Origin of the sequence: Methylibium rhizosphaerae, assembly GCF_006386545.1 — a bacterium.
Classification (GTDB): Bacteria; Pseudomonadota; Gammaproteobacteria; order Burkholderiales; family Burkholderiaceae_C; genus Pseudorivibacter; species Pseudorivibacter rhizosphaerae.
In genome coordinates this window covers 310988-327340 of the sequence record NZ_SWAR01000004.1, presented here as the reverse complement: position 1 = coordinate 327340, position 16353 = coordinate 310988, and the positions used below count along the sequence as shown (strand labels likewise).

The 16353-nt window shown below is 68.6% G+C and carries 20 protein-coding genes and 1 pseudogene; 16 read left to right on the top strand and 5 right to left on the bottom strand.

Annotated elements, in window-relative coordinates:
* Window positions 1–3: 3 nt before the first annotated feature.
* The 3 genes from E8D38_RS05145 (at window position 4) to E8D38_RS28190 (ending at window position 2392) form a co-directional block, all read left to right on the top strand.
* Window positions 4–1221, top strand: a complete 1218-nt coding sequence (locus tag E8D38_RS05145; RefSeq protein ID WP_140626646.1) for a vWA domain-containing protein — start codon at window positions 4–6, stop codon at window positions 1219–1221.
* 30 nt (window positions 1222–1251) lie between these two features.
* Window positions 1252–1797 carry an SRPBCC family protein gene (locus E8D38_RS05140; RefSeq protein ID WP_140626645.1) on the top strand — a complete coding sequence of 182 codons (546 nt, stop codon included), beginning with the start codon at window positions 1252–1254 and terminating at the stop codon, window positions 1795–1797.
* Window positions 1798–1981: 184 nt separating this feature from the next.
* On the top strand, window positions 1982–2392 hold the full coding sequence (locus E8D38_RS28190; RefSeq protein ID WP_181178932.1) for a response regulator: 411 nt from the start codon (window positions 1982–1984) through the stop codon (window positions 2390–2392).
* A gap of 24 nt (window positions 2393–2416) precedes the next feature.
* Here the strand turns inward: E8D38_RS28190 and E8D38_RS05130 are convergent, their stop codons facing one another.
* The 3 genes from E8D38_RS05130 to E8D38_RS05120 form a co-directional block, all read right to left on the bottom strand.
* Window positions 2417–3049 carry a response regulator gene (locus E8D38_RS05130; protein ID WP_140626643.1) on the bottom strand — a complete coding sequence of 211 codons (633 nt, stop codon included), beginning with the start codon at window positions 3047–3049 and terminating at the stop codon, window positions 2417–2419.
* Window positions 3050–3139: 90 nt separating this feature from the next.
* Entirely contained in the window at window positions 3140–3646 is a 507-nt protein-coding gene (locus tag E8D38_RS05125; RefSeq protein ID WP_425462751.1) for a ferritin-like domain-containing protein, read from the bottom strand.
* A 148-nt stretch (window positions 3647–3794) separates the two neighbouring features.
* Complete coding sequence (locus E8D38_RS05120; protein WP_140626641.1) at window positions 3795–3935, bottom strand: entericidin A/B family lipoprotein; 141 nt, start codon at window positions 3933–3935, stop codon at window positions 3795–3797.
* A gap of 209 nt (window positions 3936–4144) precedes the next feature.
* Between E8D38_RS05120 and E8D38_RS05115 the strand changes: the two genes are divergently transcribed.
* Complete coding sequence (locus E8D38_RS05115) at window positions 4145–5626, top strand: CHASE3 domain-containing protein (protein ID WP_140626640.1); 1482 nt, start codon at window positions 4145–4147, stop codon at window positions 5624–5626.
* 53 nt (window positions 5627–5679) lie between these two features.
* On the opposite strand, the gene E8D38_RS05110 is transcribed toward E8D38_RS05115, so the two are convergent.
* The gene (locus tag E8D38_RS05110; RefSeq protein WP_140626639.1) at window positions 5680–5880 is read right to left on the bottom strand and encodes a CsbD family protein; all 201 of its coding nucleotides are present in this window, start codon (window positions 5878–5880) and stop codon (window positions 5680–5682) included.
* A gap of 331 nt (window positions 5881–6211) precedes the next feature.
* Here E8D38_RS05110 and E8D38_RS05105 point away from each other — a divergent pair, with 331 nt between their 5' ends.
* The 4 genes from E8D38_RS05105 (at window position 6212) to E8D38_RS05090 (ending at window position 7836) form a co-directional block, all read left to right on the top strand.
* Entirely contained in the window at window positions 6212–6376 is a 165-nt protein-coding gene (locus E8D38_RS05105) for a DUF1328 domain-containing protein (protein ID WP_140626734.1), read from the top strand.
* A gap of 90 nt (window positions 6377–6466) precedes the next feature.
* Window positions 6467–6916, top strand: coding sequence for an AvrE-family type 3 secretion system effector (locus E8D38_RS05100; RefSeq protein ID WP_140626638.1), 450 nt, complete (start codon window positions 6467–6469; stop codon window positions 6914–6916).
* 46 nt (window positions 6917–6962) lie between these two features.
* Entirely contained in the window at window positions 6963–7451 is a 489-nt protein-coding gene (locus E8D38_RS05095) for a hypothetical protein (RefSeq protein ID WP_140626637.1), read from the top strand.
* Window positions 7435–7836, top strand: coding sequence for a hypothetical protein (locus E8D38_RS05090; protein ID WP_140626636.1), 402 nt, complete (start codon window positions 7435–7437; stop codon window positions 7834–7836). Before E8D38_RS05095 ends, E8D38_RS05090 begins: the two co-directional genes overlap by 17 nt.
* A gap of 7 nt (window positions 7837–7843) precedes the next feature.
* Here the strand turns inward: E8D38_RS05090 and E8D38_RS05085 are convergent, their stop codons facing one another.
* Window positions 7844–8971: a saccharopine dehydrogenase family protein gene (locus tag E8D38_RS05085; protein ID WP_140626635.1), complete on the bottom strand. Its 1128-nt coding sequence runs from the start codon at window positions 8969–8971 to the stop codon at window positions 7844–7846.
* Between the two features lie 135 nt (window positions 8972–9106).
* Between E8D38_RS05085 and E8D38_RS05080 the strand changes: the two genes are divergently transcribed.
* The 8 genes and pseudogenes from E8D38_RS05080 to E8D38_RS05045 all read left to right on the top strand — a co-directional run bounded on the left by E8D38_RS05080 (window position 9107) and on the right by E8D38_RS05045 (window position 16338).
* Complete coding sequence (locus tag E8D38_RS05080) at window positions 9107–9544, top strand: Lrp/AsnC family transcriptional regulator (RefSeq protein WP_140626634.1); 438 nt, start codon at window positions 9107–9109, stop codon at window positions 9542–9544.
* Between the two features lie 112 nt (window positions 9545–9656).
* Window positions 9657–10910 (top strand): class I SAM-dependent methyltransferase, encoded by a 1254-nt coding sequence (locus E8D38_RS05075; RefSeq protein WP_140626633.1) that lies wholly within the window; start codon window positions 9657–9659, stop codon window positions 10908–10910.
* Window positions 10907–11227 (top strand): DUF1840 domain-containing protein, encoded by a 321-nt coding sequence (locus tag E8D38_RS05070; RefSeq protein WP_140626632.1) that lies wholly within the window; start codon window positions 10907–10909, stop codon window positions 11225–11227. The genes E8D38_RS05075 and E8D38_RS05070 overlap by 4 nt, the downstream gene beginning before the upstream one ends.
* Before the next feature lie 33 nt (window positions 11228–11260).
* Window positions 11261–11887 carry a YbhB/YbcL family Raf kinase inhibitor-like protein gene (locus E8D38_RS05065; RefSeq protein ID WP_140626631.1) on the top strand — a complete coding sequence of 209 codons (627 nt, stop codon included), beginning with the start codon at window positions 11261–11263 and terminating at the stop codon, window positions 11885–11887.
* A gap of 31 nt (window positions 11888–11918) precedes the next feature.
* A complete protein-coding gene (locus tag E8D38_RS05060) occupies window positions 11919–12632 on the top strand; it encodes a histidine phosphatase family protein (RefSeq protein ID WP_140626630.1) in 714 nt (237 codons plus the stop codon).
* A 15-nt stretch (window positions 12633–12647) separates the two neighbouring features.
* The gene (locus E8D38_RS05055; RefSeq protein ID WP_140626629.1) at window positions 12648–13769 is read left to right on the top strand and encodes a DSD1 family PLP-dependent enzyme; all 1122 of its coding nucleotides are present in this window, start codon (window positions 12648–12650) and stop codon (window positions 13767–13769) included.
* Between the two features lie 49 nt (window positions 13770–13818).
* Window positions 13819–14862: pseudogene (locus tag E8D38_RS05050) on the top strand (sterol desaturase family protein); the annotation flags it as partial.
* A gap of 252 nt (window positions 14863–15114) precedes the next feature.
* Window positions 15115–16338: a hypothetical protein gene (locus E8D38_RS05045; RefSeq protein ID WP_140626627.1), complete on the top strand. Its 1224-nt coding sequence runs from the start codon at window positions 15115–15117 to the stop codon at window positions 16336–16338.
* The last annotated feature ends 15 nt before the right edge of the window (window positions 16339–16353 follow it).

The window sequence follows — 16353 nt, the reverse complement described above, 5'->3', positions numbered from 1 at the left end:
ACGATGCACCAGCCGCCACAGCCCCCGGGCCGCCTGGCCGAGAACGTCCTCCATTTCGCGAGGGTGCTCAGGACCGCCGGCCTTCCGATCGGCACCGACCGCATCCAGCTCGCGCTGCAGGCGCTGCAGGTGGCCGGGCTGGAAAGCCGCCGCGACTTCCACGATGCCTTGCTGGCCTGCCTCATCGCCCGGGCCGAGCACCGCGCCCTGTTCGACCAGGCCTTCCACATCTTCTGGCGCGACCCGGACCTGCTGGGCCGCATGATGGCCATGCTGCTGCCGCGCGTCGAGGGCCGCGCCGCCGCCGCAAGGCCACCGCCCGAGAACCGCCGCCTGGCCGACGCCCTGTTCCCGCCGCGGCCGTCGCCGGCCGGCGCGCCGCCGCCACGACATGAACAGCTCGATCTCCAGGCCGAGATGACCTGGAGCGACCGCGAGGTGCTGCGCCATGCCGACTTCGAAACCATGAGCGCGGCCGAATGGCAGCAGGCCAAGAGAGCCGTCGCGCAGCTGCGGCCGTTCTTCGAGCGGCTGCCCACACGGCGCATGCGCCCGGCCGCGCAGGCGCGGCGCCCCGACTGGCGGGCCACGCTGCAGGCGATGGCGCGGCACGGCGGCGAGCTGTGGGACGTGCGTTGGCGTGCGCCGCGCGAACGCCACGCGCCGCTGGTGGTGCTGGCCGACATCTCCGGTTCGATGAGCCGCTACTCGCGTCTGCTGCTGCACTTCGCGCACGCGCTCGCGCTCCAGGGGCCGGCCGCCGACGTGCGGGTGTTCAGCTTCGTGTTCGGCACCCGCCTCACCCACACCACCCGCCTGCTGCGCACGCGCGACCCGGACGTGGCAGTGGCTCAGGTGACGCAGGCGGTGCCGGACTGGTCGGGCGGCACGCGCATCACCGAATGCCTGCGGGAGTTCAACCGGGTGTGGGCGCGGCGGGTGCTATCGGCAGGGCGCAGCACCGTGCTGCTGGTCACCGACGGCCTCGAACACGGCGACACCGCGCCGCTGCGCTTCGAGATGGAGCGCCTGCACAAGAGCTGCCGGCAGCTGGTGTGGCTCAACCCGCTGCTGCGTTATGCGGGTTTCGAGCCCCGCGCCGCGGGCATCCGGGCCATGCTGCCCCATGTCGACCAATTCGTGCCCGCGCACAACCTCGCCAGCCTGGAGCAGCTCGCGCGGCTGCTGGGCGGCCACGGCATCGCGAAGCCGCTTCGTTGAAGACTCTCCTGCACTCCAACCCACACCACCATGCAGATCACCAGCCAGCAAGTGCTCCCGGTCTCACAGCAACAGGCCTGGGACGCGCTCAACGACACCACGCTGCTGCAGACCGCCATTCCGGGCTGCGAATCGATCACGCCCGACGGGCAGGACGAATACGCGCTCGCGCTCACCGCGGCCATCGGGCCGGTGAAGGCGCGCTTCAAGGGCCGGCTCAAGCTGGCCGACCAGCAGCCGCCCGAGTCGTACACGCTGCAGTTCGAAGGGCAGGGCGGCGCCGCCGGCTTCGGCAAGGGCAAGGCCGCGGTACGTCTCGAACCGAGGGGCCCGCGCGAGACGGTGCTGCACTACGACGCCGACGCGCAGGTGGGCGGGCGGATCGCGCAGGTCGGCTCGCGGCTGGTGGACATGGCGGCACAGAAGATGGCCGCCGACTTCTTCGATGCGTTCAACGCGGCGTTGCGGGAGCGATACGCAGGGCCCCCCCCGAACGCGGGGGGCGCCGAACCCCCCGGTGAGGCCGGGGCCTGGGCCCGGCTGGCGCGGTGGTGGCGGTCGCTGTGGGCACGATGAGTGCCGCTATGCAACGCGCAGCCGCACTTTCCGGGACACCCGCGACCCGCCCGGGCCACGAGGTGGAAAAAGCTGCTGTAGGACTTATCCGACACCAAGCAACGTTGGCCACCGATCGCCAAGCATTCGCCCGCCATCTACGATTCAGGCGAGTGATGGAGCCTTGGGCGAAAGAGTCGGTGTGGTGGACGGGACAGCTGCTAAAGAAGGTTTGCGCGTCGTGCTGGTCGAGGATTCACTCGCCATCCGGGCTCGCCTCATTGCCATGATCGAAGCGGTGGACGACTGCCGCGTGGTGGCCTGCTACGACAGCGAACTCGATGCGCTGGCCTGGATGCAGGACCAACCCTTCGACCTGGCCGTCATCGACCTGGACCTGCGCGAAGGCTCGGGCTTCGGCATCCTGAAGGCGCTGCAGTCGCAGCCGGCGTCCCGCATGAACGGCACGCGACGCGTGGTGCTCACCAACCACGGGTCGCCGCGCGTTCGTGCCATCTGCCTGGGCCTGGGTGCCGACGCCTTCTTCGACAAGTCGTCCCAGATCGAGGAGCTGCTCGACTACATCGCCGAGCAGCCGAAGCACACCACCCAGTGAAGGACCGCCGGCGACCGGACCGGACTATTGAATGAGTCCGTGCTGCAGCGCGTAGTAGGTCAGGTCGCTGTTGGTGCGCAGGTTGAGCTTCTCGAGCACGCGAGCCCGGTAGGTGCTCACCGTCTTGATGCTCACGAACAGCGCCTCGGCGATCTCCGACACCGTCTCGCCCTTGGCCAGCCGCAGGAACACCTGCAGCTCCCGGTCCGACAGGCCTTCATGCGGCGGCGCATCGCCCACCTTGTTGAGCCCGCGGGCCAGCAGCTCGCCCACCTGGGGGCTGATGTAGCTGCGCCCGCGCGACACCACGCGAATGGCGTCGATCAGCTCGTCGGGCTCGCAGTCTTTCGACAGGTAGCCGTTGGCGCCCATCTTCAGGATGGTGGTGGCGTACTTGTCGGCCGGGAAGCTCGAAAGCATGAGCACCGGCAGGTCCGGCTGCGCCAGCCGGATGGCCCGCAGGATGTCGATGCCGTTCTGGTCGGGCATCGAGATGTCGAGCAGCAGCACATCGCACGCCTGCTTGCGGGCGAGGTCGAGCGCCTCGCGGCCGCTGGCGGCCTCGGCCACCACCCGCATGTCGACCTGCGCCGATATGAACTGCTTGAAGCCGGCTCGCACGATGCCGTGGTCGTCGGCGATGGCTACGTTGATCATCTTGCTGCGCGCTCAACAACGAACAAAAAGAAAAAAGCGGTGCCCGGAATCACCCGCTGCACCGCCGCGATTGTGTGCCCAGGGGGCTCGTCAAACCAGCAGGCTCGACAACTCCTCGGCGTGTTCCTCTTCCTGGGCCAGGATCTCTTCCATCATGCGCCGCGTGGTCGGATCGCGGTCGGCCAGGTAGCGGATCATTTCGGTGTAGCTCTCGATCGCAATGCGCTCGGCGATCAGATCTTCCTTGATCATCGTCTTGAGGTCCGGCCCCACCGCGTAGTCGGCATGCGAGCGCTTGGCCAGGCCGTCGGGCGCCAGCTCCGGTACGCCGCCCAGCTGCACGATGCGCTCGGCGATCCGGTCGGCGTGGGCTTCCTCTTCGAGCGCGTGCTGCTTGAACTCGGCCTTCACCGCCTCGGCATCGATGCCTTGCGCGACGAAGTAGTGCGCCTTGTAGCGCAGCACGCAGACCCACTCGGTGGCCAGCGCGTCGTTCAGCAGATGCAGCACCGTCTCGCGGTCGGCCTGGTAGCTGGATGTCATGGCACCTTCTTCGACATGGCGGCGGGCCCTGTCCCGTATCGCCTGCAAGTCCATGACGAACTGGCTCGGCTTTTCGACGGCCAATGTTGAAGAGGGGGTGTTCATGAATTGATCTCGTCGTGGAGCGGAGTGCCGGTCCGGGCCACCCTGGGGGGAGGGGCGGAGCGCAGGGCTTGCGGCCCGGACCGGTCACAACCTTTCTTTATTTCTTGGCGTCCTGGGCGGCGCCCTGGACCTTCTCCCCGACCTTCTCGACGTCCTTGCCCGCGCCTTCGATCGTGTTGCAGCCTGTCAGCGCCCCGAAGGCAAAGCAGGTCAGCAAGAGGACCAGACAGCGTTCCATGGCAACTCCTTGTCTTGTGGCCTTTCGCATTCGCGATCTCGTGGGCTAACTGTAGGGAGCGCAAGGGTCCGGCGCTGCCAGAGAAGGAGGCGGGTTCTTGTAAGACCACTCCGACAACGCACGGCATTTGCCTTGTAGAGGAGCAGCGCACGGTGCAGACTGTGGCCGCCGCACCTGCTCCCTGGTGCCGGAAGAGGAGAGTCCCCCGGATGATCAAAGGCTTGTTCCGCGACGTGCGCCGTCTGCCGCTGTTCCACTCCAAGCAGTCACTGGGCGCGTTCATCTGCGCCGTGGTGTCGCTGCTGGTGCTCGCTGTCTCGGAGATGGGGTACAGCGAACTCAAGCAGAGCTTCACCGCGGTGGAGGTGAACGACAAGCAGAAGGCCAACCTGCAGCAACTGCTCACGTTGCTGGTCGACGCCGAGACCGGCTCGCGGGGGTACCTGCTGACCGGCGATGCCAAATACCTCGACCCGTACCGCAAGGCGATGGAGTCGATCCCCAGGCTGCTCGATTCACTGCGCGACAACTACCACGCCGACCCGCAAATGGTGAAGGTGATCTCGGCGCTGGGCCGCAACGTCAACGCGAAGATCACTGAAATGGACATCACCGTGAGGTTGCGGCGCGACGGCATGATCGACGCCACCCGGGCGGTGGTGGAGTCCGACATCGGCCGCCAGCGCATGGAGCAGATCCGCAAGACGGTCGCCGATCTGAGCGAGCTCCAGCGCAGCGAGGACACAGGCACCCGCAACCAGTGGCTGCGCCAGGCGCTGTGGGTGCGCCTGGGCGTGGCGGTGACCACCGCGCTCAGCCTGCTCACGTTCTTCTACTACGCCCAGTACTACGGCCGCATGGCCGCCGAGAAGGAGCATGAGGCCAAGCTCATCGAGCTGGAGCGCGCCAAGCTCGAAAGCGAGGTGGAGCGCCGCACCGCCGACCTCACCGAGCTGGCCATCCACCTGCAGCGCGTGCGCGAGGACGAACGTGCCAAGCTCGCCCGCGAACTGCATGACGAGCTGGGCGCATTGCTCACGGCCGCCAAGCTCGACCTCACCGCGCTGCGCATGGAGCTGAAGCAGGCTCCGCCGTCCAGCCAGGAACGCATCAAGCAGCTGGCCGACACGCTCACCCAGGGGATCCAGCTCAAGCGCCGCATCATCGAGGACCTGCGTCCGTCGATCCTGAACCACTTGGGCCTGGTGGCCGCGCTGCAGAACCTGGCCGACGACTTTGCCGAGCGCAGCGGGCTCGACGTCGAGGCGCGGCTCGACCCGGCCGTGCGGGTGGATCCGCAGGCCGGCATTGCGCTGTACCGCATCGTGCAGGAGGCGCTCACCAACGTCGAGAAGTACTCGAAGGCGAAGCACATCCATATCGAGCTCGATGCGCGGCCGACCGACACGGTGCTGCGCGTGCACGACGACGGTGTGGGCTTCGATCCGGCCACGGCGGTGCGCAGCGGCGCCCATGGCCTGGCCGGCATGCGCCATCGCGCGCTGGCCCTGCGCGGCCAGTTGAGCATCCGCAGCCGGCCCGGCCGCGGGACGCTGGTCGAGGTGATACTTCCCGCCACCGACGCGGAGGTCGGCCAGGCCGGCAACCCGCCGGCGGCGTGGGGCGTGGCGCCACGCGAACCCGCCACCGACGCTCCGAAGCCGCAGCAGCCTGCGCCGCTGCTGGGGTGAAAGCAGGAAAGGGCCCGCAGGGCCCTTTCCTTTCTTTGGAGCGGTGGAGCCGCTCAATGCAGGGTTTTCAGCCAGTCGTCGACGTCGCGCTCTGCTTCGTCACGCTGCTTGCCGTAGCGCTCCTGGATCTTCCCCTGCAGCTGCTCGCGACGGCCATCGATGACGTCGATGTCGTCGTCGGTCAGCTCGCCCCACTTCTCGCGGAGCTTGCCCTTGAACTGCTGCCAGTTGCCTTCGACACGATCCCAGTTCATGGTTAATCCTTTCATCCGTTGACACGAGTTGTCTGCAGCGCGACCCTTCGCGTTCGCGAAAGGTGTCTCCTGCGCTGACGCACAAAGCCTAGGCTCCCACGCAGCCGGGCGGCGTCGGACGGCATGCAGATGCCCGAGCGGGCTGCTTCCCGATGCCGCGTCGGCTTGCGCTGACACGCGAGGCAAAGGCAGGGTTGTCAGCCGGCGCTGACAACGCTGTCAGCCGCTCACTACGCGCGGCTGAGGCAATGGCTTAAGGACTGCGATGAGCGATCTGCCTAGATTGATGCTGTCGGCCCAACCGAGCCGTGCTGACTTCAAGGAGTTCGCCATGCTGCATTACGCCGTTGTGTTCTTTGTGATTGCGCTGATCGCCGCCGTGTTCGGCTTCGGCGGCATTGCCGCCGGTGCTGCCGGTATCGCTCAGATCCTGTTCTTCATCTTCGTGGTCATGGCCGTCGTGACCTTCGTCCTGAGCCTCATCAAGAAGGGCTAGCTGCGGCGGCCGGTGACGGCCGCCTTCCCTGCGGGGCCGATCGTCAACGGCCCGCATGTCGTTACTCAACAACCTTGGTAGGAGTGCCACATGAACCCGACAACATCCACCGCCGCCGGCAATGGCGCCACGGCTGCCACCGGCAGCAACGTCCGCGGCCTGGTCGACGAGGCCCGTAGCACGATGCAGGACGTTTCTGCCGCCGCCAGCCGCGGCGCCCAGGGCGTGGCCGAGCAGACGCGCGTGTCGGCGAGCGAGATCGCTCACGACATCGAAGCGCTGGTGCGCAAGATCGGCCCTGCGGCCTCGGCCGAGGTGAAGGACCTCCTGGCCACCCTGAAGGAGCGCGCCTCCAACCTGACGCACTCGGTGCAGGACGTGGGCCTGCGCGCGCGCGACCAGGCCATGCACGGCGCCGAGAAGGCCCGCGACGTGGTGCGCGACCGGCCGCTGCAGTCGGTGGTGGCGGCGCTGCTGGCCGGCGCCGCGATCGGCATCCTGCTGTCGCGCAGCTATCACAACCACCACACCGACCAGTGAGTCCGTCCGCGCTCGACCCCGCCAAGAACAAGCACAAGGAGCGCGCATGGGCGAGATCCTCGGCTCGCTGAAGGAGTTGCTGGCCGCCGTGGTCGGGCATGCCGCCCTCTACGGCGACGCGGCCGCCCAGGCCGTGCAGGAGTGGAAGGTCCATTGGCTGCGGCGCGCCTTGTGGGCAGCCGCCGGCCTGCTGCTGCTGCATGCCGGGCTGATCGCCGGCGTGGGCCTGGCCGTGTTGTCGGCATGGCACCAGGCATGGCCCAGCGGATGGGCGTGGTTGTTGTTCGTGCTGCCTGCGTTCGCCGGAGCCGGCGCACTGTGGCATGCCTGGCGGCAGGAAACGCCGCGCAGCCTGCTCGCGGAAGTCGCAAGCGAAGACATGCTGTGGCTGCGTGCCATGGTCGAGCCGCCTGCAGCTGCCGCTGAGGGGCCTGCAGCGGTCGAAGGCCAGCAGCAGCGCAACGGCCACGACGGCCCGCCGCCGCACGTCACGACCGAGCCCCCAAGGGAGCCCGCCTATGACCCACGCCATTGACCTTCGCGGCGAGCCCGGCGACCTGGAGTTGAAGCGCGAGCTGCTGCGGCTGCGATTCGCGGTGTCGCGGCTGCGCGTGCAGACGGCGCTGGCCGACCTGCAGGGGGACGCCATGCATTCGGCGCCGGCACGGGCCATGGCCTGGGTGCGGGCGCCGTGGGTACGGCGCATCGCCTTCGCGGCGGCGGCCTGCCTGCTGATCGGGACCTTGTGGCGGTTCGGCTGGCGACGGCCGGTGCGGTGGGTGGCGCAGGGCTTGTCGCTCTGGCAGCTTGCCCGGCCGCTGCTGCACGACCTCGGCTTCGGCGCGGGTCAGGCCTCTTCGGGCCCGGCCGAAGGCGCCCCGGCGGCGGCCGGGCACGAAGCACAGCCGGCCGCGCCTTAGCGCCGCTTCAGGCGGCCTGGGCCAGCGCCTGCGTGCCGTACACCTGGCCGAACCGGTTGGCCAGGAAGGTGTCGAGCGACACCTCCTCCTGCCGCACGAAGCCCTGCTGCGGCAGCTGGCCCTGCGCGAGCAGGTCCAGCATCGCCGCGAGGCTCGAGGCGGTGGTGATCTGGATGGCGCTGCGCATCGTGCCGTGCAGCGTGTGGCTGTAGATCTTGCGGGCGTAGGTGTCCTGCAGGAAGCGCGGCTGGCCGCTTTCGTCCGCGCGGGTGCCGCTCACCGTCACGAAGACGATCACCACGTCCTGCATCGTCGCGGGCACGGCGTTCTCGAGGATGTCCTTGAGGAGCGCGCGGCGGTCGCGCAGGCGCAGGTCGTTCAGCAGCGCCTTCATGATCGCGGCGTGGCCGGGGTAGCGGATGGTGCGGTAGTTCAGCGTGCGAACCCGGCCCTCGAGGGTTTCGCACAGGGTGCCCAGGCCGCCCGAGGTGTTGAAGGCCTCGTACAGCACGCCGTCCAGCGAAAACTCCTCGCGCTCCTCGAGCGCCGGCACTTCGGTGGGCCGGCCATCGACGATGGCTTCGCAGGGCTCGCAGTATTCGTTGATGACGCCCTCGGTGCTCCACGTCAGGTTGTAGTTCAGCGCGTTGCTGGGGTAGGCGGGCAGGGCGCCGACGCGCATGCGCACCGAGTCGAGCGAATCGAAGCGCCGGGCGAGGTCGTGCGCCACGATCGAGATGAAGCCCGGGGCCAGGCCGCATTGCGGGATGAACGCCGTGCCGGCGCCTTCGGCCAGCTCGCGGATGCCCCGGGTGGCGGCCACGTCCTCGGTGAGGTCGAGGTAGTGGACGCCCAGCTCGCGTGCGGCGCGGGCCACCTGCAGCGTCAGCATGTAGGGCAGCGCAGAGAGCACCGCAAAGCGGCCGCGCAATGCGGTGCGCAGCAGCGCCGCATCGTTGACGTCGAGCACCAGGGTGTTGAGCTGGGGATGCCGGGGCAGCCCGGCCAGCAGCGCCTCCGAGCGGTCGGCCACCGTCACCTGGTAGTCGGGCCGGCCGCCCGTGGTCGCATGGGCCAGCAGGTCACCGACCACCGAGCCGATCTTGCCGCCGCCGAGCAGGAGGATGGATTTCATGTGCGTCTCCGAGCAGTTGTTGTCCGCCGCATGGCGAATGGGGCAAATTCTGTGCGTAGGTTGTGCAGAACGCAGCTCGACATTCGACGAAAGCACGGGGATACTTCGGCAAACTGCCGAAGTGTTTTCAACAGAATGACGAATTCGCTGGATGACACCGACCGGGCGCTGCTCGGCCTCCTGCGCGAGAACGCCCGCAGCCCCACCGCCGAGCTGGCGCGCCGGCTGGGGCTGTCGCGCACCACGGTGCAAAGCCGCATCGAGCGGCTGGAGCGTGCCCGGGTGATCACCGGCTACACCGTCAAGGTGGCCGACGAGATCGAGGCTGCGCTGGTGCGGGCCCACGTGATGATCACCGTGGCGCCCAAGCAGGCCGGCGCCATCGAGGCGGCCTTGCGCAAGATCGTCGCAGTGCGCAGCCTGCATTCGGTGAGCGGTGCCTTCGACCTGCTGGCGGTGGTGGCCGAACCTTCCATCGGCGAGCTCGACTCGCTGATCGACCACATCGGCGCGCTCGAGGGGGTGGAGCGCACCACCTCGGCCATCGTGCTGTCCACCCGGATCGAACGCTAGCTGCACGACATTTGGACGCCAATCGCAACGATTGGGAACGGAACGCTGCTTGCTTGGCGCTCTTTCGGTAGAGTTGCTCACCCACCGTTGGCGTTCGAGGAGGCCCTGCTCCATGTCGGCTCTCAATGCGATCGTGACGTCCAAGCTGTCGGCACTGCCGGTGCCGGCGGCGCTGGTCCTGCCGGGAGGGCAGCGGCTCGGGCATGCACAACCGCGGCTCACCCTGTCGGTACGCGACCACCGGCTGCTGGCTCAGCTGGCCGGCGGCGAAATAGGCCGGCTCGCCGAGGCCTACGTCGAAGGCCGACTCGAACTCGACGGCTCCATGCGCGACCTGATGGCCACCGCCGCGGCGCTGCTGCCGGCCGACCCGCGCCACCACGGCGCACCGCGCGGCGTGCTGGGCTGGTGGCAAGGGCTGATGCGCCACGGCAAGTCGCTGGCGCGCCATACCCGGGAGCGCGATGCGCAGCAGATCCAGTTCCACTACGACGTGTCCGACGAGTTCTATGCGCTGTGGCTCGACCCGCGACGCGTGTACTCGTGCGCCTACTTCGCCGACGCCGGGATGACGCTCGCGCAGGCGCAGGAGGCCAAGCTCGATCACATCTGCCGAAAGCTGATGCTGCAGCCGGGTGACCGCTTCCTCGACATCGGCGCCGGCTGGGGCGCGCTGCTGCTGTGGGCGGCCGAACACTACGGCGTGCAGGCGCATGGCGTCACGCTGTCGAAGAACCAGCATGCCTACGTGAACCGGCTCATCGCCGAAAAGGGCCTGCAGGGCCGGGTGCGCATGGAGCTGCGCGACTACCGCGAGATCCCGGAGGACGCACCCTACGACCGGATCGCCTCGGTGGGCATGTTCGAGCACGTGGGCCTGGCGCAACTGCCGGGCTACTTCGAGAAGATACGCCGCCTGCTCAGGCCGGGCGGGATGGTGATGAACCACGGCATCACCGCCGGCGGCGTGCGCAACGCACAGCTCGGCGCCGGCATGGGCGACTTCATCGACCGCTACATCTTCCCCGGCGGCGAGCTGGTGCACGTGTCGCGCGTGCTGCAGGCCATGGGCGAGTCCGGCCTCGAGGGGGTCGACGTCGAGAACCTGCGGCCCCACTACGCCCGCACGCTGTGGGCCTGGAGCGACGCGCTGGAGGCCCACCTGCCGCGTGCACGCCAGTTCACCCGCGAATCGGTCGTGCGCGCCTACCGGCTCTACCTCGCCGGCTGCGCGATGAGCTTCGAGCAGGGCTGGATCTCGCTGCACCAGATGCTGGCGTCGCGGCCCGACGGACAGCTGGCCACCGGCACGATGCGGGGCGCACAATCGGCCTACCCCTTCAACCGCGGCTACATGTACCGATGATCTACAAGTTCAAGTCCAAGGCCGCCGGCGACGTGATCATGCTGGGCCCCACCGGCGATCGCATCCTCGGAGCCATCGGCAAGGAGCCGGCAGCCAAGGGCATCATCGAAGTGGCCGACATGCCCGCAGCCATGAAGGCCGTCGAGGCCGCCATCGCCGCCGACGAAGCCGAGGCCCGGCGCATCGACGAGGAAGCGCGCGCCAACGGCCAGACGCCGCCGCCGCGCGGCATCACGCTGCGCCAGCGCGCCTGGCCGCTGGTCGAGATGATGAAGCTGGCCGAGCGCGACGGGCACGACATCGTCTGGGGCGTCTAGACCCGCTCACCCATCGGAAAGAGGAGAGGCCGCATGAAACTCACCAGCACCGGCTGGGCCGAAGGCCAGCGCATTCCCGCCCGTTACGCCGCGGGCAAGCCCGACGCTTCGGCCACCGTCACCTTTTCAGACAACCTGAATCCGCAGTTCGCCTGGAGCGACGTGCCTGCGGGCACTGCGAGCTTCGCGCTCATCTGCCACGACCCCGACGTGCCCAGCCGGGGCGACGACGTGAACCGCGCCGACCGCGAAGTGCCGGCCGACCTGCCGCGGGTGGACTTCTTCCACTGGGTGATGGTGGACCTGCCGCCGGTGCTGCGCAGCATCGACGAGGGCGAGTTCAGCCGCGGCTTCACCGCCCGAGGCAAGTCCGGCCCCGAAACGCTGCACGGCGCGCGGCACGGCCTGAACGACTACACCGGCTGGTTCGGCGGCGACACCGAAATGGCCGGCCAGTACTTCGGCTACGACGGCCCGTTCCCGCCGTTCAACGACTCCATCGTCCACCACTACGTCTTCACGCTCTACGCACTCGACGTACCGCGGCTGGCCGTCGATGGCGCCTTCACCGGCGCACAGGTGCGCGAAGCCCTGCGCGGCCACGTGCTGGCCGAGGCCCGCTACTCGGGCACCTACACGCTCAACCGGCGGATCGCCTGAACTTCCTTTCACCAGCCACAAGCAGTCTTTGATGTTGGACCGACAAGAACATGCGACCGAGCATGCCGCGGGAGGCGGCGCCTCGGTCGAGCCGACACGCGTGTTCGCTCTGCGGCATGGCGAAACCGCCTGGAACGTGGACTCGCGCATCCAGGGGCAGCTCGATGTGCCGCTCAACGAACTGGGGCGCTGGCAGGCGCGCAGGCTCGGGCGCGCGCTGGCCGACGAAGGCATCTCGGTGCTGTATGCCAGCGACCTCGGCCGGGCCCACGAGACGGCGCGGGCGGTGTCCGACGCCATCGGCGTGCCGGTGCTCGTCGAGCGCGGGCTGCGCGAGCGCGGCTTCGGCGTCTTCGAAGGCCAGACCTTCAAGGAGATCGAGGAGCGCTGGCCCGAACTGAGCCAGCGCTGGCGCAAGCGCGACCCGGAGTTCGGCCCCGAAGGCGGCGAAACCCTGCGCGACTTCTACCTGCGCTGCGTCGACGTCGCCACCCGGCTGGCGTCCCGCCACCCGGGCCAGACCATCGCGATGGTGGCCCACGGCGGCGTGCTCGACTGCCTGTACCGCGCCGCCGCGCACATCGACCTGCAAGGCGCACGCACCTGGCAGCTGGGCAATGCCAGCATCAACCGCCTGCTCTACACGCCAGGCGGCTTTTCGCTGGTGGGCTGGAGCGACAGCGCCCACCTCGAAGGCGAGATGCACGACGAGACCGGCGACGCCGGCCCTGCGGCCGCGGCCTGAACCTGGAGGGAGGGGATGAGAGCTTTTCCGCCGGCGCGCGTCGGCGACAGGATCGCCGCCGTCGAGTCGCCCGCACTGGTGGTGGACCTGGCCGCCATGGAGCGCAACCTCATGCGCATGTCCGGCTACGCGGCGTCCAAGGGGCTGCGGCTGCGCCCGCATGCCAAGACCCACAAGTGCGCCGCCATCGCCAGGCGGCAGATCGAACTCGGCGCGGTGGGCGTGTGCGTGCAGAAGCTCGACGAGGCGCTGGCGCTGGGTGCCTTCGGCATCGACAACATCCTCATCACCAACGAGATCGTCGCCCGGTCCAAGCTCGAACGGCTGGCCCAGCTGGCGCGCAACCTGCACCTCGGCGTGGCGGTCGATTCGGCACTGGGCGTGGAGCTGCTGGCCAAGGCCATGAAGGCGCAGCGGGCCCGCATCGACGTGTACGTGGAAGTCGACGTCGGCCAGGGCCGCTGCGGCGTCCCGCCGGAACAGGCCGGGCAGCTGGCCCGGCTGGTGAGCCAGTACAAGCCGCTGCGCTTCGCCGGGCTGCAGGCCTACCACGGCCGCGTGCAGCATCTGCGTTCGCACGAGGAACGCGATGCCACCGTGAGCGACGCCGCCCAGGCGGTGCAGCAGGCCAAGGACTCGGTGCGCGCCGAGGGGCTCGAGGTACCGCTGGTCACCGGCGGCGGTACCGGCGCCTTTGCGCTCGAAAGCGAATCGGGCCTGTGGGGCGAGCTGCAGGCGGGCAGCTACGTCTTCATGGACCGTGACTACGCCGACAACCTGCCCACGCCCCATGCGCCGCAGTTCGAGCACTCGCTGTTCATCAAGTCGCAGGTCATCAGCCGCGGCGCCGACCATGCCGTCATCGACGCCGGCCACAAGAGCCACGCGCTCGACTCCGGCCCGCCGCGGGTGTGGATGCGCCGGCTCGACTGGCGCAACGGCGGCGACGAGCACGGCATCCTCACCGCACGCGAAGGCGAGAGCCTGCCCGCGCTGGGCGACACGGTCTGGCTGGTGCCCGGCCATTGCGACCCCACGGTGAACCTGCATGACCACATCGTCGCGGTGCGCGGCGGGCTGCAGAAGGGGGCGGTGGAGGCGGTCTGGACCGTCGACGCCCGCGGCTGCCTGGCCTGAGGGCTGCCCCTCTACACATCGCCGGCGCCTGCGGCCATGATCGGCCCCCATGGAAGGCGCACAAGTCATCGTCCTCGCGACACCGGTGTTTCTCGGCCTGATCGCGATCGAGTTCATCGTCGGCTGGGTCCGCGGCCGCAACACTTACCGCCTGAACGACGCGCTCAACAGCATCGGCCTGGGCATGCTGAGCCAGGTGAGCGGCGTGTTCACCAAGCTGATGACGCTGGGGCTCTACACCATCGTGTGGCAGCACGCGTCGCTGTGGCAGCTGCCCGCCGATGCGCTGTGGGTCTGGGCGGTGGGCCTCGTGTTCTACGACTTCTGCTACTACTGGCTGCACCGCTTCGGCCATGAGAGCGCCGTGCTGTGGGCCGCGCACGTGGTGCACCACCAGAGCGAGGACTACAACCTGTCGACCGCGCTGCGGCAAACCAGCAGCGGCTGGCTGTTCGGCTGGCTCTTCTATCTGCCGATGGCGGTGCTCGGCTTCCCGCCACTGGTGTTCGCGGTGGTGGGCCTGATCGACCTGCTGTACCAGTACTGGGTGCACACGCAGCAGATCGGACGGCTGGGCTGGTTCGACCGCTGGTTCTGCGCGCCGTCGAACCACCGGGTGCACCATGCGGTGAACGACCGCTACCTCGACAAGAACTACGGCGGCATCCTCATCGTGTGGGACCGCCTGTTCGGCACCTTCGAGGAAGAGCGCGACGACGAGCCGTGCGTCTACGGCACCCGCGGGCCGCTGCGCAGCTGGAACCCGGTGTGGGCCAACCTGCAGGTCTACTGGGAGCTTGCGAAGGACAGCTGGCGCGCCGAGCGCTGGCCAGACAAGCTGCGCGTGTGGCTCAAGCCGCCCGGCTGGCGTCCGGCCGACGTGGCGGCCAGGTGGCCCAAGCCGGCCTTCGACATCAACCGCGTGCAGCGCTTCGACCCGCCGATGAGCCGTGCCGCCATGTGGGCCGCCGGGCTGCTGTTCCTCGCGCTCATGGGCGCCGTGCTGGGCTTCCTATGGGTGGCGCACACGCTCACGCTGGTGCAGCAGGTGGGCTGGGCGCTGGGCATCGTGGCGGGACTGTGGCTGGTGGGCCGCTTCAGCGGCTCGCAAGGCGCAACGAACGCAGCCGCGACGCACGAGACCACCGACGCGAGCGCGCCGGCCTGACAGCCGCAGCCACCGACAGCGGCGAAGACCTCGTCGCAGACGAGGTGGCGTTCGCCGCTCCTCTCAGGTGTAAGCAAGTCCGACGGCTTACACCTGCGCCGTTGATGTCTTCCTACATTGCTTTCGCGCAACGCGGAGCGCCGGTGGCCGCGGCGCGCGCAACGAAGGGAGACACACATGCCTCGTCCGAATGCGAACTCTCGCGCCCGCCTTGGCACCCGCGCATGGATCTGCGGGCTGGTCCTTGCGGCAGCACCGGCGGCGCAGGCGCTGGACCTGCCGGAAGGCTGGACGGCTGAGCCGATCCAGCTGGCGCCGGGCGTCACACGGATCAGCCTCCTCGACCTCAACAACCGTGGCGAGGTGATGGGCCAGGTCAGCATGGAGGGCAGCTCTTCCGGCGTGTATCTCTACAGCGGCGGGCGGATGTCGATCCTTCCGTCTCCGGCCGGTGCCGAGGGTCACCGCCTGTGGGTTTACAAGATGAACGACGTGGGGCAGGCGATCCTGACCGGCGGTGGTCAACGCTTCCTCTACGACAACGGGCGATTCCGCGACTTCTCCATCCCGGGGCAACCGGGGGCATCCCTGCAGGATGTCAACAACCGAGGCGACGTGCTGACGGATCGCTACGTGCTGAACGCCAATGGTCAGACACGATCCTTCGTCGACCCGAGTTTTTCCGCGCGCGCCATGACCGACAGCGGTCTCGTGGTCGGAACAGTCCAGGCGGCCGACGGCACCAGCTATACGGCCCTGGACGATGGCAGCAGTCTGACGAGGGTCGGCCCGCCTGGCATGTCCGTTGGAATGGTCAACGATGCCGGCGAGATGGCCGGCACCTTCAACAACACGGCTGTGTTCATCGACCGGCAGGGGCAGTTGACGGAGATCGGTCGTTTTGGCGGGTTGAGCAGCCGCGCCGTCGATATCACCGACCGGGGTGAAGTGATCGGCATGGCGGAATACACCCCGCCCGGGCTGAGGTACCCGACGTTCCATACCTTCGTGTACCACGACGGCGTGGCGAATGACATCACCGACGACTTCCGGTGGCAGGACAGATCTTCGTACTCGGCCTCGGTCATCGATTCGAATGACTTCGGGCAGATGCTCCTGGACGTTTGGTTCCGCATGGACGGGTGGCTCGCTCAGCGCATGTACCTGTGGGACCACGGCAAGATCACCGACCTGACCGCCATGGGCATCGGGGGACCTGGAGTGAGTTTTCCGATCCTCAACGAGGTCGGGCAGATCGCCTCGTATGTCTGGGTCGGCAACGAGCAGTGGCAGCCCTTCCTGCTGACGCCGGTGCCCGAACCGCAAGGCTTCGCGTTGCTGTCGGCCGGCCTGCTTGTGCTGGTGCTGCTGCGCCGGCGTGCCGGGACTGCAAGGCGTTGAATCAACCAAGGGAGA

What these genes read in the sequence shown, in the direction of transcription:
- E8D38_RS05145 (WP_140626646.1), top strand. Translation starts at nt 4, where the DNA reads ATGCACCAGCCGCCACAGCCCCCGGGCCGCCTGGCCGAGAACGTCCTC.
- E8D38_RS05140 (WP_140626645.1), top strand. Translation starts at nt 1,252, where the DNA reads ATGCAGATCACCAGCCAGCAAGTGCTCCCGGTCTCACAGCAACAGGCC.
- E8D38_RS05130 (WP_140626643.1), bottom strand. Translation starts at nt 3,049, where the DNA reads ATGATCAACGTAGCCATCGCCGACGACCACGGCATCGTGCGAGCCGGC.
- E8D38_RS05125 (WP_425462751.1), bottom strand. Translation starts at nt 3,646, where the DNA reads ATGGACTTGCAGGCGATACGGGACAGGGCCCGCCGCCATGTCGAAGAA.
- E8D38_RS05120 (WP_140626641.1), bottom strand. Translation starts at nt 3,935, where the DNA reads ATGGAACGCTGTCTGGTCCTCTTGCTGACCTGCTTTGCCTTCGGGGCG.
- E8D38_RS05115 (WP_140626640.1), top strand. Translation starts at nt 4,145, where the DNA reads ATGATCAAAGGCTTGTTCCGCGACGTGCGCCGTCTGCCGCTGTTCCAC.
- E8D38_RS05110 (WP_140626639.1), bottom strand. Translation starts at nt 5,880, where the DNA reads ATGAACTGGGATCGTGTCGAAGGCAACTGGCAGCAGTTCAAGGGCAAG.
- E8D38_RS05105 (WP_140626734.1), top strand. Translation starts at nt 6,212, where the DNA reads ATGCTGCATTACGCCGTTGTGTTCTTTGTGATTGCGCTGATCGCCGCC.
- E8D38_RS05100 (WP_140626638.1), top strand. Translation starts at nt 6,467, where the DNA reads ATGAACCCGACAACATCCACCGCCGCCGGCAATGGCGCCACGGCTGCC.
- E8D38_RS05095 (WP_140626637.1), top strand. Translation starts at nt 6,963, where the DNA reads ATGGGCGAGATCCTCGGCTCGCTGAAGGAGTTGCTGGCCGCCGTGGTC.
- E8D38_RS05090 (WP_140626636.1), top strand. Translation starts at nt 7,435, where the DNA reads ATGACCCACGCCATTGACCTTCGCGGCGAGCCCGGCGACCTGGAGTTG.
- E8D38_RS05085 (WP_140626635.1), bottom strand. Translation starts at nt 8,971, where the DNA reads ATGAAATCCATCCTCCTGCTCGGCGGCGGCAAGATCGGCTCGGTGGTC.
- E8D38_RS05080 (WP_140626634.1), top strand. Translation starts at nt 9,107, where the DNA reads ATGACGAATTCGCTGGATGACACCGACCGGGCGCTGCTCGGCCTCCTG.
- E8D38_RS05075 (WP_140626633.1), top strand. Translation starts at nt 9,657, where the DNA reads ATGTCGGCTCTCAATGCGATCGTGACGTCCAAGCTGTCGGCACTGCCG.
- E8D38_RS05070 (WP_140626632.1), top strand. Translation starts at nt 10,907, where the DNA reads ATGATCTACAAGTTCAAGTCCAAGGCCGCCGGCGACGTGATCATGCTG.
- E8D38_RS05065 (WP_140626631.1), top strand. Translation starts at nt 11,261, where the DNA reads ATGAAACTCACCAGCACCGGCTGGGCCGAAGGCCAGCGCATTCCCGCC.
- E8D38_RS05060 (WP_140626630.1), top strand. Translation starts at nt 11,919, where the DNA reads ATGTTGGACCGACAAGAACATGCGACCGAGCATGCCGCGGGAGGCGGC.
- E8D38_RS05055 (WP_140626629.1), top strand. Translation starts at nt 12,648, where the DNA reads ATGAGAGCTTTTCCGCCGGCGCGCGTCGGCGACAGGATCGCCGCCGTC.
- E8D38_RS05045 (WP_140626627.1), top strand. Translation starts at nt 15,115, where the DNA reads ATGCCTCGTCCGAATGCGAACTCTCGCGCCCGCCTTGGCACCCGCGCA.